This is a genomic window from Agrococcus sp. Ld7 (genome assembly GCF_045064095.1).
Taxonomy (GTDB): Bacteria; Actinomycetota; Actinomycetes; order Actinomycetales; family Microbacteriaceae; genus Agrococcus.
This window is the reverse complement of record NZ_JBISGY010000002.1, coordinates 254,405-269,085: the sequence shown is the minus strand read 5'-3', so window position 1 is coordinate 269,085 and position 14,681 is coordinate 254,405. Positions and strand designations below refer to the sequence as shown.

General features: G+C 71.3%; 12 protein-coding genes. 8 read left to right on the top strand and 4 right to left on the bottom strand.

Features of this window, described 5'->3' with window-relative positions:
• Window positions 1-3 precede the first annotated feature (3 nt).
• Window positions 4-462, bottom strand: a complete 459-nt coding sequence (locus ACJJVL_RS01485; protein ID WP_405216260.1) for a molybdenum cofactor biosynthesis protein MoaE — start codon at window positions 460-462, stop codon at window positions 4-6.
• Window positions 459-938 (bottom strand): molybdenum cofactor biosynthesis protein B, encoded by a 480-nt coding sequence (locus tag ACJJVL_RS01480; RefSeq protein WP_405216258.1) that lies wholly within the window; start codon window positions 936-938, stop codon window positions 459-461. The genes ACJJVL_RS01485 and ACJJVL_RS01480 overlap by 4 nt, the downstream gene beginning before the upstream one ends.
• Before the next feature lie 55 nt (window positions 939-993).
• Here ACJJVL_RS01480 and panC point away from each other — a divergent pair, with 55 nt between their 5' ends.
• From panC to ACJJVL_RS01465, 3 genes are all read left to right on the top strand, one after another.
• Window positions 994-1,848, top strand: a complete 855-nt coding sequence (gene panC, locus ACJJVL_RS01475) for a pantoate--beta-alanine ligase (protein ID WP_405216256.1) — start codon at window positions 994-996, stop codon at window positions 1,846-1,848.
• Window positions 1,849-1,951: 103 nt separating this feature from the next.
• Window positions 1,952-3,712, top strand: coding sequence for a lysine--tRNA ligase (lysS, locus tag ACJJVL_RS01470; RefSeq protein ID WP_405216306.1), 1,761 nt, complete (start codon window positions 1,952-1,954; stop codon window positions 3,710-3,712).
• Window positions 3,713-3,750: 38 nt separating this feature from the next.
• Window positions 3,751-4,014 (top strand): hypothetical protein, encoded by a 264-nt coding sequence (locus ACJJVL_RS01465; RefSeq protein ID WP_405216254.1) that lies wholly within the window; start codon window positions 3,751-3,753, stop codon window positions 4,012-4,014.
• A gap of 164 nt (window positions 4,015-4,178) precedes the next feature.
• Here ACJJVL_RS01465 and ACJJVL_RS01460 read toward each other — a convergent pair whose 3' ends face one another.
• Window positions 4,179-5,615: a type II CAAX prenyl endopeptidase Rce1 family protein gene (locus ACJJVL_RS01460; protein WP_405216252.1), complete on the bottom strand. Its 1,437-nt coding sequence runs from the start codon at window positions 5,613-5,615 to the stop codon at window positions 4,179-4,181.
• 152 nt (window positions 5,616-5,767) lie between these two features.
• Between ACJJVL_RS01460 and ACJJVL_RS01455 the strand changes: the two genes are divergently transcribed.
• The 4 genes from ACJJVL_RS01455 to ACJJVL_RS01440 all read left to right on the top strand — a co-directional run bounded on the left by ACJJVL_RS01455 (window position 5,768) and on the right by ACJJVL_RS01440 (window position 12,591).
• On the top strand, window positions 5,768-8,248 hold the full coding sequence (locus ACJJVL_RS01455) for an ATP-dependent Clp protease ATP-binding subunit (protein WP_405216250.1): 2,481 nt from the start codon (window positions 5,768-5,770) through the stop codon (window positions 8,246-8,248).
• 196 nt (window positions 8,249-8,444) lie between these two features.
• Window positions 8,445-11,318 (top strand): cell wall-binding repeat-containing protein, encoded by a 2,874-nt coding sequence (locus ACJJVL_RS01450; protein ID WP_405216248.1) that lies wholly within the window; start codon window positions 8,445-8,447, stop codon window positions 11,316-11,318.
• Between the two features lie 72 nt (window positions 11,319-11,390).
• Window positions 11,391-11,903, top strand: a complete 513-nt coding sequence (locus tag ACJJVL_RS01445) for an amino-acid N-acetyltransferase (RefSeq protein WP_405216246.1) — start codon at window positions 11,391-11,393, stop codon at window positions 11,901-11,903.
• A gap of 25 nt (window positions 11,904-11,928) precedes the next feature.
• The gene (locus ACJJVL_RS01440; RefSeq protein WP_405216244.1) at window positions 11,929-12,591 is read left to right on the top strand and encodes a hypothetical protein; all 663 of its coding nucleotides are present in this window, start codon (window positions 11,929-11,931) and stop codon (window positions 12,589-12,591) included.
• Between the two features lie 18 nt (window positions 12,592-12,609).
• Here ACJJVL_RS01440 and radA read toward each other — a convergent pair whose 3' ends face one another.
• Window positions 12,610-13,971 (bottom strand): DNA repair protein RadA, encoded by a 1,362-nt coding sequence (gene radA / locus ACJJVL_RS01435; protein ID WP_405216242.1) that lies wholly within the window; start codon window positions 13,969-13,971, stop codon window positions 12,610-12,612.
• Window positions 13,972-14,127: 156 nt separating this feature from the next.
• Between radA and ACJJVL_RS01430 the strand changes: the two genes are divergently transcribed.
• Window positions 14,128-14,649, top strand: a complete 522-nt coding sequence (locus ACJJVL_RS01430; RefSeq protein WP_405216240.1) for a GNAT family N-acetyltransferase — start codon at window positions 14,128-14,130, stop codon at window positions 14,647-14,649.
• The last annotated feature ends 32 nt before the right edge of the window (window positions 14,650-14,681 follow it).

Here is a 14,681-nt window from a genome sequence, read left to right as displayed (position 1 = left end):
CCGTCAGCCGCCGAGGCCCTGCCACTGCGCGGAGCCGTCGGCGGCGTGCTGCCGCTTCCAGACGGGCAGCTCGAGCTTGATCGTCTCGATCACGGCGCGGCAGACCGTGAACGCCTCGTCGCGATGCGGTGCCGCCACGGCGATCACCACCGCGAGGTCCCCGACCCGCAGCGTGCCGACCCGATGGCTCACGGCGACCACCGCGCGCGTGCCTGCGGCGGCGCGCTCGGCGATGCCGCGCAGGGCCGCAGACGCATCCGGATGCGCCGAGTACTCGAGCGCCACGACCGCCGCGCTCGCGTGCGGATCGTGATCGCGCACGCGGCCGATGAAGGTGGCGATGGCGCCGGCGGCATCGTCCTCGACGGCGTCCAGGTGCGCCGCGAGGTCGAGCGGCACCGCCTCCACCCGCGCGAGGCGCACCGCGCCCGTGGGGGAGCCGTCCGGCGTCGCCGCGCTCACCGGTGATCACCCCCGCCCAGCTGGCTCGCGACGTGGTCGGCGACCCGCAGCACGGCGGCGACACCGTCGGCCACACCGCCGGGTGAGCCGGGCAGGTTCACCACCAGGGCCCCGCCCGCGATCCCCGCGAGCCCGCGGGAGAGCAGGCCGCCGGGCGCGGCGGCCGCACCGATGCGCCGCAGCTCCTCGGCGATGCCGGGCACCGGGAGCTCGAGCACGCGCGCCGTGCCCTCCGGCGTCCGGTCGCTGGGCGCGATGCCGGTGCCGCCGCTCGTGAGCACGAGCAGCGGCCGGGCCGCCAGTGCGTCGCGCAGCGCCGCCTCGACGGAGTCCGCGCCGTCGGGCACCACGCGCGGGTCAGCGCACGCGAAGCCCGCCCGCCGCAGCGCCTCGACGGCGACCGGGCCCGACGCATCCGCTCGCGTGCCCGCCGCGGCTCGGTCGGAGACTGTGATGACGACTGCTCGGTGCGGCATGAGCCCAGCCTAGGCACCTCTAGGCTTCTACGAGTCCCAGCACCGTGGAGAGCGCATGCCCATCCAGACACTGACCACCATCGACGAGACCCGCAGCTACGTCGCCCGCGCCAGGGCCGAGGGCAAGCGCGTCGCGCTGGTTCCGACGATGGGCGCGCTGCACGCCGGCCACCTCGAGCTCGTCCGCGTCGCGCGCGAGCACGCCGACGTCGTGATTGCCTCGCTGTTCGTCAACCCGCTGCAGTTCGGGCCGCACGAGGATCTCGCCCGCTACCCGCGCATGCCCCAGGCCGACACCGAGCAGCTCATCGTGCTGGGCGTCGAAGCGGTCTTCATGCCGTCCGTCGAGGAGATGTACCCGGACGGCGGCCGCAGCGCGACGCTCGTCACCGCGGGCCACCTCGGCACGGTGCTCGAGGGGCGCAGCCGCCCGGGTCACTACGACGGCGTGCTCACGGTGGTCGCGAAGCTGTTCTCGATCGTGCAGCCCGACGCCGCGATGTTCGGCGAGAAGGACGCGCAGCAGCTCTTCCTGGTGCGCCGCATGGTGCGCGACCTCAACCTGCCGCTGACGATCGTCGGTGTGCCGACGGTGCGCGAGGCCGACGGGCTTGCGCTCTCGAGCCGCAACGCGATGCTGTCGAAGGGGGAGCGCCAGGACGCTCGAGCGCTCTCGCGCGCACTCGAGGCGGCCGGCTCTGCCGCCGACCGCGGTGTCGAGGCGATGCTCGCGGCGGCGCAGTCGGTGTTCCAGTCCGACAGCGGCGTGCAGCTCGACTACCTGGCGGTCGTCGATCCGGGCACCTTCGCGTTCGCCGGTGAGCAGCACCACGGCCCCGTGCAGGTGCTGATCGCGGCGCGCGTCGGCACCGTCCGCCTGATCGACAACCTGGTCACGGTCATCCCCTGACCCGTGCGAATCCGAGGCTGCACTCTCGCGCAGCGCCGACGGCGCCCGCTGCGGGCCGAGGGCGGATGCCGCGGCGTCGGTAGGATCGTGAGTCGTGACCGAGATGCCTGACGACCGCACCGCCACCGAGCGCAGCGCCCCCGCGGCGAGCCCCGAGCACGAGCGCGCCGACTGGGTCTCGCGCATGGCCGACGAGGTGATCGGCGACGCCGCGCGCCGGGGCACCACCCCCGTCGCCGCATCCGGCATCTCTCCTTCCGGTCCCGTGCACCTCGGCAACTTCCGCGAGGTGATGAGCCCGCACCTGGTGATCGACGAGATCGAGCGCCGCGGACTCGACGCCGAGCACATCCTCAGCTGGGACGACTACGACCGGTTCCGCAAGGTGCCGGCGGGGATCGAGGGTGTCGACGAGGCGTGGAGCGAGCACATCGGCAAGCCGCTCACGAGCGTGCCTGCGCCTCCGGGCAGCCCCCACGAGTCGTGGGCGGCGCACTTCCGAGCGCAGGCAGAGGAGGGCTTCGCGGCCGCCGGCGTGCGCTACCGAGGCATCAGCCAGACCGAGCAGTACGCCGCGGGCGCCTACACCGAGCAGATCCTGCACGCGATGCGGCACCGCCGCGAGATCGACGCGATCCTCGCGCAGTACCGCACGCTGCCGGCCGCCAAGGATGAGGACGAAGCGCTCCAGCAGGCGCTCGACGCCTCCTCCGGCGCCGCCTCCGAGGGCGACGGCTCGAGCGGAGGCGAGTACTACCCCTACAAGCCCTACTGCACGAGCTGCGGCAAGGACCTCACGTCCATCGAGGCCTACGACGACGAGACGACCGAGATGGCCTACTCGTGTCAGTGCGGCCACCGGGAGACGGTGCTGCTGCGCGAGTTCCGCTCCGGCAAGCTGGTCTGGAAGGTCGACTGGCCGATGCGCTGGGCCTACGAGCGCGTCGTGTTCGAGCCCTCCGGCGTCGATCACCAGAGCCCCGGCTCGTCGTTCCAGGTCGGCCTGCAGCTCGCGCCGGTGTTCGGCTGGGAGCGGCCCTACGGGCCCATGTACGCGTTCGTGGGCTTCGGGGGCGTTGCGAAGATGTCGTCGTCGCGCGGCGGCGCTCCGACCCCCTCCGATGCGCTCGAGGTGATGGAGGCGCCGGTGCTGCGCTGGCTCTACGCGCGTCGTCGCATGAACCAGTCCTTCGACGTGGCCTTCGGCTCCGCGCTGCAGCGCACCTACGACGAGTGGGATGCGCTGCTCAAGAAGTCGGGGGCGGGCACGGCCGGCGACGCCGAGCTGGCGGCGCTCGAGCGCGCGACCTCGACGGCGCACGATCGCATGCGCGAGACGCCGCGACGCGTTCCCTACCGGACACTGGCCTCCGTCATCGACCTCACCTTCGGCGACGAGGAGCAGGTGCTGCGCATCCTGGGCGGTCTGGATGCCGACGACCCGATCACCGATCTCGACTGCCTGCGACCGCGGCTCGACCGGGTGGAGGCGTGGGTCGCGACCCACATGCCCGCCGAGGAGCACACCGTGGTGCGCGACCGCGCGGATCGCGCAGCGCTCGACCAGCTCACCGAGCAGGAGCGCGAGGCGATCGCGCTGCTGCTCGACGGCGGCCAGGGCCTGCCCGCGATCGAGGAGGCATGGACGCTCGACGGTCTGACCCACCAGGTGTACGGCGTCGCGAAGGTGCAGCGCGGGCTCGAGCCCGGCGCCATGGTGAAGGGCGACAAGGAGCTCTCATCGGCACAGCGCGCCTTCTTCGCGCTGCTCTACCGACTGCTCGTCGGCCGCGAGACCGGACCCCGCATCCCGACCCTGCTGCTGGCGATCGGACGCGAGCGCGTGCGTGCGCTGCTCAGCTGAGCGGCGCGCCCAAGGTCCGCGCCCGGTAGGCTGGAGCCATGCCTGAGAGCTGGTGGGGGAACGCGATCTTCTCGCTCATCCCGACGATCGTGCTCGGACTCATCTTCTGGATGGTCATGCGCATGATCATCCGCGGCGATCGCACCGCCCGCATGCAGTACGACCGCATCGAGGCAGAGGAGCGCGTCAAGCTGGGCCTGCCGCCCAGGGGCGCCACCCCCGCCGCGAGCGATGAGACCGCGGATGCGTCGTCCGCACCGGCGCCCGAGGCTTCGGCGCCCGGCGGCGCCGCCCCCAAGTAGCGTGGCGCACGCGCCGGCCGCGCGCCGAGCGGTGCGATTGCGCACGAGTGGGGCTGGCGCGCCAGCACTGCTCGGGCGGAAGAGCACCGGTCGACGGCGAGCCGGGCCCGGCTGAGCCGGGCGGGAGCGGGCCGGGCGGACGCGGAGTGCGCCGGCGCCCTGGTTCAGTGGGTGGGTGCTGCCGCCATCGGCTGGGGCGGCTGCTGCACCTGGGGCTGCGGCTCGAGCATGTCTGCAGCCGCGCTGCCGCGCGTGAAGCGCTGCACCCGGCGCATCGTGAGGTGCACGGCGAGGTAGGCGAGCCCCAGCGCGGCCGCGGTGATCGCGGTCGAGAGCCAGTCCTCACCGGCCACCGGCTGCGATGACGAGAACGCCGAGACGCCGGTGAGCGCGAGCGGCACCATGATGAACACGTTGTTGGACGCGTGCAGCACGGATGCGGCCTCGAGCCCGCCGGTGCGGTAGGTGAGCATCGAGCAGGTGAAGCCCACGAGCGCGAGCTGCAGCGTCGCGGCGAACGACGGATGCGCGTGCATGGCCCCGAACAGCAGACCCGTCGCGACACCGGTCCAGACGGCGTTGCCGAACCGGCCGGTCAGCACCCATGGCCCGACGGCCGCGGCGGCGAGCGCGAGCAGCGACAGCGGCCAGGTCGCCGGCTGCAGCAGGATCACGAGCGCCACGGGAGGCAGCATCACGAGCGCGGGCACGTAGCGATGCACGCGCCACCCGCCCATCAGCTGCGGCAGCAGGCCGCGGAAGGTGAACTCCTCGCCCGCGGACTGCAGCGGCGTGGTCAGCAGCACGGCGATGACGAGCCCCCAGTTCGGGTTCCACTGCCACTGGATGGCCGGGTCCATCCAGAGCGAGAGCCCGATGTAGATGGCGAAGATCGGCACGATCACGATCGCGGAGCGAGCGACGACGCTCCAGCGCCACGCGCCAGCGACGCTCATGGCGAAGCCAGCGGCGTGCTTGCCGAAGGCGGCCATGGCCACGATCGCCCCGGGGATCATGACCGCCCACGCCATGTTGACGGCGGCCATGCCGAGCGGCGTGCCGACCACGGCCTCGATGAAGTCCAGGCCCAGCTGGGTCTGGTCCGTGGGCGGATTCGACAGGTCGATGGTCTCGAGGAAGGTGCCGATCCCGGGCAGCATCAGGGCGATCGAGATGAGCTGGCCGACGAAGAAGAAGCCCAGCGCGATCGCCCATGCCAGGAACCACCGCCCGACGCGGCGCTCGAGCGGCTGGAACGCCATCGCGAAGGGACGGCCCGACATGGGCAGTGCGGCCGGCAGCAGCGCCGGCTTGGTGGGGGCCGGGGGCTGCATGGCGTAGCCCGGCTGGGGGTGGAGGGCCTGGTCGTAGGGCGGCTGGCCGTATGCAGGCTGGCCATGGACCGGCTGCCCGTACGGGGGCTGTCCGTACGGGGCCTGGCCGTACGTCTGCTGACCGGTTGCATGCTGGCCGTGTGCGGGCTGGCCGTACGCCTGCTGGTCGTGCGCCTGCTGGTCGTACGCCTGCTGGCCGTACGCCTGCTGGTCGTGTGCCAGCTGGCCCTGTCCCTGGTCCCATGGGGGCGTGGTCTGATCGGTCACCGTGCTCCTCGCGTCGGCACGAGGGTATCCACTGCACGTTGGTGTTCCGTGAGCGCCGCCGGTGAATCGGCGCCTGTCGCGCCGACAGCGAACAGCCGCACGTCGTCCCCCTGCGCGCGGCTACGCTCGGAGACCAAGGAAGGGAGGCAGCGATGTTCGAGAGATTCACCGACCGCGCTCGCCGGGTCGTGGTGCTCGCCCAGGAAGAGGCGAAGCTGCTCAACCACAACTACATCGGCACGGAGCACATCCTGCTCGGCCTCATCCATGAGGGCGACGGCGTCGCCGCGAAGGCGCTAGAGCAGCTGGGCATCTCGCTCGATGCCGTGCGCGCCCAGGTGCAGGACATGATCGGCACCGGCAGCCAGCAGACCTCGGGGCACATCCCGTTCACGCCGCGCGCCAAGAAGGTGCTCGAGCTGAGCCTCCGCGAGGCGCTGCAGCTCGGCCACAACTACATCGGCACGGAGCACGTGCTGCTCGGCCTGATCCGCGAGGGCGAGGGTGTCGCCGCCCAGGTGCTCGTGAAGCTGGGCGCCGACCTCAACCGCGTGCGCCAGACCGTCAATCAGCTGCTGGCCGGCTACCAGGGCAAGGAGTCGACGACTGTCGGTGGCGAGCAGGCCGCACAGGCCGACGCCAAGGGATCGCAGATCCTCGACCAGTTCGGCCGCAACCTCACGCAGGCCGCTCGCGACGGCAAGCTCGACCCGGTGATCGGGCGCGAGAAGGAGATCGAGCGGGTCATGCAGATCCTGTCTCGCCGCTCCAAGAACAACCCCGTGCTGATCGGTGAGCCCGGTGTCGGCAAGACCGCCGTCGTCGAGGGTCTCGCGCAGGCGATCATCAAGGGCGAGGTGCCGGAGACGCTGAAGGACAAGCAGGTCTACACGCTCGACCTCGGCTCGCTGATCGCCGGCAGCCGCTACCGCGGTGACTTCGAGGAGCGCCTCAAGAAGGTGACGAAGGAGATCCGCACGCGTGGCGACATCATCACGTTCATCGATGAGATCCACACGCTCGTCGGGGCGGGTGCCGCTGAGGGCGCGATCGACGCCGCGAACATCCTGAAGCCCCTGCTCGCGCGGGGCGAGCTGCAGACGATCGGTGCCACGACGCTCGACGAGTACCGCAAGCACTTCGAGAAGGACGCCGCGCTCGAGCGCCGCTTCCAGCCGATCCAGGTCAGCGAGCCGTCCGTCGCGCACACGATCAACATCCTCAAGGGTCTGCGCGACCGCTACGAGTCGCACCACAAGATCACCATCACCGACGGGGCGCTCGTCGCTGCGGCGAACCTCGCCGACCGCTACGTGCAGGATCGCTTCCTGCCGGACAAGGCGATCGACCTGATCGATGAGGGCGGCGCTCGCCTGCGCCTGTCGATCCTGTCGGCGCCGCCGGAGCTGCGGGAGTTCGACGAGAAGATCGCCGACGTGCGCACGCGCAAGGAGGGCGCCATCGAGGGCCAGGACTTCGAGGCGGCTGCGCGCCTGCGCGACGAGGAGAAGGAGCTGCTCGGCGAGCGGCTGCGCCTCGAGAAGCAGTGGCGCTCGGGCGACGGCGGCCCCACGGGTGTGCTCGATGAGGGCGTCATCGCGGAGGTGCTCGCGAACGCGACCGGCATCCCGGTGTTCAAGCTCACCGAGGAGGAGTCCGCTCGCCTCGTGTTCATGGAGAAGGCACTGCACCAGCGCGTCATCGGCCAGGAGGAGGCCGTCAGCGTGCTGGCGAAGACCATCCGGCGTCAGCGGGCGGGCCTCAAGGACCCCCGCCGTCCTTCGGGATCGTTCATCTTCGCCGGCCCAACGGGTGTCGGCAAGACCGAGCTCGCCAAGGCGCTCGCGGAGTTCCTCTTCGACGACGAGGACGCGCTGATCTCGCTCGACATGTCGGAGTACAGCGAGAAGCACACGGTCTCGCGGCTGTTCGGCGCCCCTCCCGGGTTCGTCGGCTTCGAGGAGGGCGGCCAGCTCACCGAGAAGGTGCGGCGCAAGCCGTTCTCGGTCGTGCTCTTCGACGAGATCGAGAAGGCGCACGTCGACATCTTCAACTCGCTGCTGCAGATCCTCGAGGAGGGTCGCCTCACCGATGGCCAGGGTCGCGTGGTGGACTTCAAGAACACCGTCATCATCATGACCACGAACCTCGGCACCAAGGACATCTCCGGCGGTCCCGTCGGCTTCGTGCTCGAGGGCAGCTCCGAGAACGACTACGACCGGATGCGCGGCAAGGTGCGCGAGGAGCTCAAGAAGAACTTCAAGCCCGAGTTCCTCAACCGCGTGGACGAGATGATCGTCTTCCCGCAGCTCTCGCCGTCCGAGCTGCTGCAGATCGTCGACCTGTTCATCGGCAGACTGGCCGAGCGCCTGCTCGACCGGGACATGACGATCGAGCTTGCTCCGGCTGCGAAGCAGCGGCTCATCGAGATCGGCCACGATCCCGCGCTGGGAGCGAGGCCGCTGCGCCGCGCGGTGCAGCACGAGATCGAGGATGTGCTGAGCGAGAAGATCCTGCACGGCGAGCTGGGCGCGGGGGAGCACGTGATGGTCGACTTCGCCGACGGCGAGTTCGTCTTCACGCACACGAGCCCGGAGCCGCACGAGCCGGAGCTCGAGCCCGTCGACGCCTGAGTCGACACGGCAGGGCGAGCGATCGCCGCATGGAACAGGGGCCCCGCGAGGGGCCCCTGTTCCGCGTCTTCGGCACATCCTCACCCGGTGTTCATCTCCCGGAGAGGATTGGGACTTCCTCAGTAGTGGGGAACTGCATAGGCTCGGGGCACTGCGCTTCGGCGCCCACCTCACATCCCATGCATCGGAGACTCACGTGAAGAAGCATTCCAAGCGCAGTGTCGCGCTCGGCGCGGCATGCGCGGTCGGACTCGGGGCGCTGGTCGCCCCGCAGGCCGCGGTCGCGACCGGCCCCGACGACGCCGCAGCAGCTGTCGGTGACACCGCCGTCATCAACCTGCTCCACATCAACGACTTCCACGGCCGTGTCGAGAGCCCGGACACCGTGAACTTCGCGGGCCTCGTCGAGGACCTGCGCGGCGCGCACGCCGGCGCCTCGCTGCTCACCGGTGGTGGCGACCTGATCGGTGCCTCCAACTTCACGTCCGGCTCGCAGCAGGACGTGCCCACCATCGATGTGCTGAACGCGCTCGGGCTGGACGCCTCGACGGTCGGCAACCACGAGTTCGACCAGGGCGTCGATGACCTCGTCGACCGCGTCATGCCACTCGCGGAGTGGACCTACCTGTCGGCGAACGTCACGCTCGACGGTGCCCCCATCGGGCCCTCGCACGTCACCTACGAGATCGACGGGGTCACCGTCGGCGTCGTCGGCGCCGTGACCGAGGAGACGCCCTCCCTCGTCTCGCCCGGCGGCATCGTGGGCGTGGAGTTCGCCCCGGTCGCCGAGACCATCAACCGCGTCGCCGCTGAGCTGAGCGACGGCAACCCGGACAACGGTGAGGCAGACGTCGTCGTCGCCGAGCTGCACGACCACGGGCTCGCGTACGACCAGGAATTCTCCGCAGACGTCGACGTGGTCTTCAACGGCCACACGCACCAGGCGTACGCCGAGATGCGCGCCGTGCCCGGCGTCCCCGGCGCCACGCGGCCGTTCGTGCAGTCGGGCGAGTACGCCGGCCACGTCGGTCAGGTCGTGCTCGAGGTCGACACCACGACCGGCGCGATCACGACGCTCACGGCGACGAACCACGCCACCCCTGACACCGACGGCTCCGCCTACATCGCGCAGTACCCGCGCGTCGCGGAGATCGCCGACATCGTCGACGAGGCCGAGGCCGAGGCCGCGGTGGCGGGCAACGTGCGGGTCGGCACGATCAGCGCCGACATCACGGTGCCGCTGCAGGATCGCGGCAACCGCGCGGAGGAGTCCACCATGGGTGAGCTCGTCGCGACCATGTACCGCGACCAGGTCGCGCCGGAATCCCGCGGTGGTGCCGAGATCGGCATCGTCAACCCCGGCGGCCTGCGCGACAGCCTGCTCTTCGAGGCGGCCGAGAATGTCGGCGAGGACACCGACGGCATCGTGCGCCTGGCTGAGGCCAACGCCGTGCTGCCCTTCATCAACAACCTGGGCAGCATGACGCTCACGGGCGAGCAGCTCGACCAGGTGCTCGAGCAGCAGTGGCAGCGCAACCTGGATGGCAGCACCGACGGCATCTCGCGTCCGTACCTGCAGCTGGGCCTGAGCGACAACGTCACGTACGTCTCGGACCCCAGCCGTGCCATGGATGACCGCGTCAGCGACATCCACATCGACGGCGAGCCCGTGGCTGCGGATCAGCAGATCCGTGTTGCGAGCTCATCGTTCCTGCTCGACGGCGGCGACAACTTCTGGACCTTCCAGGATGGCGCCGACCGCCGCGACTCCGGCCTGGTCGACCTCGACGCGTTCACCGCGTTCCTGGGCGCCAACCCGGGCATCGGCCCGGACTGGTCGGTGAACCACGTCGACGTGAGCGGTCTCGGTGACGCTCCGGTCGTGGAGGGCACGGACGTGACGATCCAGGTCGACCAGATCGACCGGATCCGCTCCACCGGCGCCGAGGCCTCCTCGACGCTCGAGGTGCTGGACAGCGAGGGCACCGTGCTCGGATCGGCCGACGTGGTCGTGAACAACGACGGCGCGGGCATCCCGCTCACGACCTCTGCAGAGGTCACGTTCCGGGCCCTCGTGCCCGGCGGCGCCGGCAGCGAGCCTGCGGCGGCGATGTTCGCGCTGCGCGCGGACAACGGCACCGAGATCCCGTTCCAGCTCGCCGTGGTCTCGCCGACCGACCGCATCGAGGGCGCGAACCGCTTCGAGACGGCCGTGGAGATCTCGAAGTCCGGCTACCCCTCGGGCGCGCCGGTCGTCTACGTCGCGAGCGGAGAGGTCTGGCCCGACGCGATGTCGGCCAGCCCGGCTGCGGCCTACGAGGGCGGACCGGTGCTGCTGGTGCGCAAGGGTGAGGCTCCGGCGGTCGTGCTCGACGAGATCGGTCGTCTCGGCGCCGAGCGCGTCGTGATCGTCGGCGGACTGCCGTCGGTGAGCGCTGCCGTCGAGACGTCGATCGGGGCGATCGACTCGGTCGCGACGATCGACCGGCTCGCCGGCGTGAACCGCTTCGACACCAGCCGGCTCGTGGCCGCGTACGCCTTCGACTCGGCCGAGGGCGCCTACATCGCCACCGGCACGCGGTTCCCGGATGCGCTGTCGGCGGGTGCCGCAGCTGGCCACCTCTCGTGGCCGCTCGTGCTCATCGACACCCGCACCGAGGTCCCCGCGGCCACGGTCGCGACGCTCGACGGGCTGAGCATCGACCGCGTGCGCATCGTCGGCTCGACCGACGCCGTGCCGTCGTCGAACGCTGGGGAGCTCGTGGATGCGGGCTTCGTGGTCACTCGCCACGGCGGGGCCAACCGGTTCGCGACGAGCGCGCTCGTCACGGGGTCGGCGTTCGACTCGGCTCCGAATGGCGCCTACCTGGCCTCCGGCCTGCTGTTCCCCGACGCGCTCGCTGGCAGCGCTGTCGCGGGAGCGCAGGGTGCGCCGCTGCTCATCACGCGAGAGGGCTGCGTGCCGCAGCCGGTGCTGAACACGCTCGATGAGCTGGCGCCGACGTCGATCACACTGCTCGGCGGCGAGCCGTCGCTGAGCCTGGAGGTGGCGCGCCTGACCGGCTGCTGACCGTCCGACGAGGAGGGGTGGGGCTTCGGCTCCGCCCCTCCTTCGCGCGTGCGGGGCGTAGGCTCGTGACCCATGAGTGTCGACGCATCCGCAATCACCGTGCGCCCCGCCCGCACCAGCGACGTGCGCGGCATGCAGGGGCTCATCGAGCCCTACGTGCATCGCCGGATCCTGCTGGGCAAGGAGCTCGTGACGCTGTTCGAGGCGGTGCAGGAGTTCGTGGTGGCGGAGCGCGACGGGCAGCTGGTCGGCTGCGGGGCGCTCCACGTCATGTGGGAGGACCTGGGCGAGGTGCGCACGATCGCCGCTGCCCAGGGGTCGCTCGGCAAGGGCGTCGGGCACGCGATGCTCGTCGCGCTCGAGGAGCGCGCGAGAGCGCTCGGGCTGCAGCGGCTCTTCTGCCTGACCTTCGAGACCGACTTCTTCCTGCGGCACGGCTTCCAGGAGGTCGCAGAGCAGGTCGTGGAGCCCGAGGTGTTCGGCGAGCTGCTGCGCTCACTGGACGGCGGCGTCGCCGAGTTCCTCGATCTCGCGCACGTGAAGCCCAACACGCTCGGCAACACGCGCATGCTCAAGCTGCTGTGAGCGCGGCCTCACCTACCCTGGTGCAGTGAGCAAGGGGATGTCGTCCAAGCGTCGCGCCGCAGTGCGCCGGCGCCGCACGATGCTGGGCCTGCTGCTCGTGCTCGTGCTCGTGGCCGTCGGGCTGCTGCTGTGGCAGCCGTGGGCGAGCGGTGAGACGCCGACCGAGCCCGTGCCGACCGCGGCACCGGAGACCCCCGCCGCATCACCGACGCCAGAGCCCGAGCCGAGCCCGTCGCCGACGCAGCCCTTCACGCCGATCGGCGGCGATCCGGAAGCCGACTCGACGGAGCCCTGCGATGCGGGCAGCATCCGCGTCACCCCCGTCACGGATCGGACGACCTATGCGGAGGGCGAGCTCGTGCAGCTCTCGTTCACGATCGAGAACACCGGCGAGGCCGCCTGCTCGCTGAACGCAGGCACGAGCGTGCAGGAGTACGAGATCCGCACGGGGGACGAGGTCGTCTACCGCTGGTCGGACTGCGCGGCGGATGTTCAGGACAACGTGGTCGCGCTCGAGCCCGGAACGCCGCAGTCGACGATGCCGATCGAGTGGGACCGCACGCGCTCGTCGGCCGACACCTGCACGACCGAGCAGCCGCAGGTCACCGCCGACGGCGCGGCCTACAACCTCAGCGTGCGAGTCGGCGACTTCGTGAGCGCCCAGAGCCGGCAGTTCATCCTCGAGTAGCCGACTCGGCAGCCCGGTTCAGAAGTCGGGGACCGCAACCGGTCTGGGGCCCGGCGCCGACTCCCGGCGGCCCTGGCTGATCGCCTCCGGGATGGCGTTGCGCACCAGCGCCACCGACTCGTCGATGACGCGCGCGTAGCCCAGTCGCCGCGCCTCGGTGACGCGACGCGCGGCTGCGGAGGCGGCGCGGATCTCGCCGGCCAGCGAGATCTCACCGATGGCGGCCAGCCGGCGAGGCAGCGCCACGTTCCTGTCGGCGCTCGCGATCGCGAGCGCGATGGCGAGGTCGGCGCCCGGCTCGGTGAGCTTGATCCCGCCGACGGTCGAGACGTAGACATCCTTGGTGCCCAGGTGCAGCCCCGCGTGCCGCTCGAGCACGGCCAGCACCATGGCGACGCGGGACGCGTCGACGCCGTTCACGACCCGCCGCGGCTGCGGGGTGGATGCCGCCACGACGAGCGCCTGCACCTCCACCGGCAGCGCGCGCCGCCCCTCGAGCGCGACCGTCACGCAGGTGCCGGCGAGCGGCGTCGTGGAGCGCGAGAGGAAGAGCCCAGAGGGGTCTGGCACTTCCGCGATGCCGTCACCGGTCATCTCGAAGCAGCCGACCTCATCCGTCGGGCCGAATCGGTTCTTCGAGGTGCGCACGAAGCGGAGCGCCGTCTGCCGGTCGCCGTCGAAGTGGGCGACGACGTCGACGAGGTGCTCGAGCACGCGCGGCCCCGCGACCGAGCCGTCCTTCGTCACGTGGCCGACGAGCAGCAGCGGCAGGTCCGCGGCCTTCGCGGCGCGGGTCAGCGCCGACGCGACGTCGCGCACCTGGCTGGGCCCGCCCGCGAGCCCCTCGTTGTCGGCATTCGCGACCGTCTGCACCGAGTCGACGATCACGAGCTCCGGCCTCGTGTCGCGCACCTGCCCCAGGATCGTGGCGAGATCGGTCTCGCTCGCGAGGTACAGCTGCGGCTCGAGCGCGCCGGTGCGCTCCGCGCGCAGCCGTACCTGCGCGAGCGACTCCTCACCGGAGACGTACAGCACGCGCCTGCCTGCCGCCGCGGCCTTCGCCGCCACAGCGAGCAGCAGCGTCGACTTGCCCACGCCGGGCTCGCCCGAGCAGAGCACGACCGCGCCTGGCACGATGCCGCCGCCGAGCACGCGATCGAACTCGGCGACGCCGGTCGGCCAGCGCGGCGCATCCGTCGCCTGCAGCTCGGTGATGGGGCGCGCAGCGCGCGAGGCGGGCACGGCGCCGGCGCTCACGCGCGCCGTGGAGACGCCGACCTCCTCGATCGTGCCCCACTGCTGGCACTCGCCGCAGCGACCGACCCACTTCAGGGTCGTCCAGCCGCACTCGGAGCAGCGGAATGCGGGTGCCTTGGCCATGGGTTTCAGGCTAGCGGCGAGCGCTGACACGCGACGGCGGCCCAGCCGGGGGTGTCAGCGGTGCGGGGCCGGCATCGGCTACGTTTGCCCCATGCTCACCGTCGGCACCGTCAGCACTCGCATCCGCGTGCGGGACGCCACGAGCGGGGAGCTCGCGTGACCGCGAACATCAGGGACGCCACGATCGACGACGTCGCCGGCATCGCGCGGGTGCGGGTCGAGACGTGGCGTGCGGCGTACGGCGGCCTGGTGCCGCAGGAGATCCTCGACCGCATGGACATCGAGCGCGAGACCGCTCGTCGCATGGAGCACTGGGACGACATGCACGCCGATCCGCGCTGCCACGACCTGGTGGCGGTCGTGGATGCGGAAGTGGTCGGCTGGGCGATGTGCGGGCCCGCGCGCGATGCGGACGCGCCCGCGACCGGTGAGGTCTATGCGATCTACGCGCATGCGTCGCGCTGGTCGCGCGGGGTGGGCCACGCGCTGCTCAGTGAGCTCGAGCGGCGCCTCGTTCGCGATGGCCACGCCACCGCCTACCTGTGGGTGCTGCTCGGCAACGAGCGCGCGGAGCACTTCTACGAGGCGCACAGCTGGCATGCCGACGGCGGGGAGAAGACGCACGAGGGGCTCGTGGAGCACCGGCACGTGCGTCAGCTCGGTATCGCGCCGGTTTGAGCGGTGCCCCGCGGCTCGTGTACGCTCTCCCC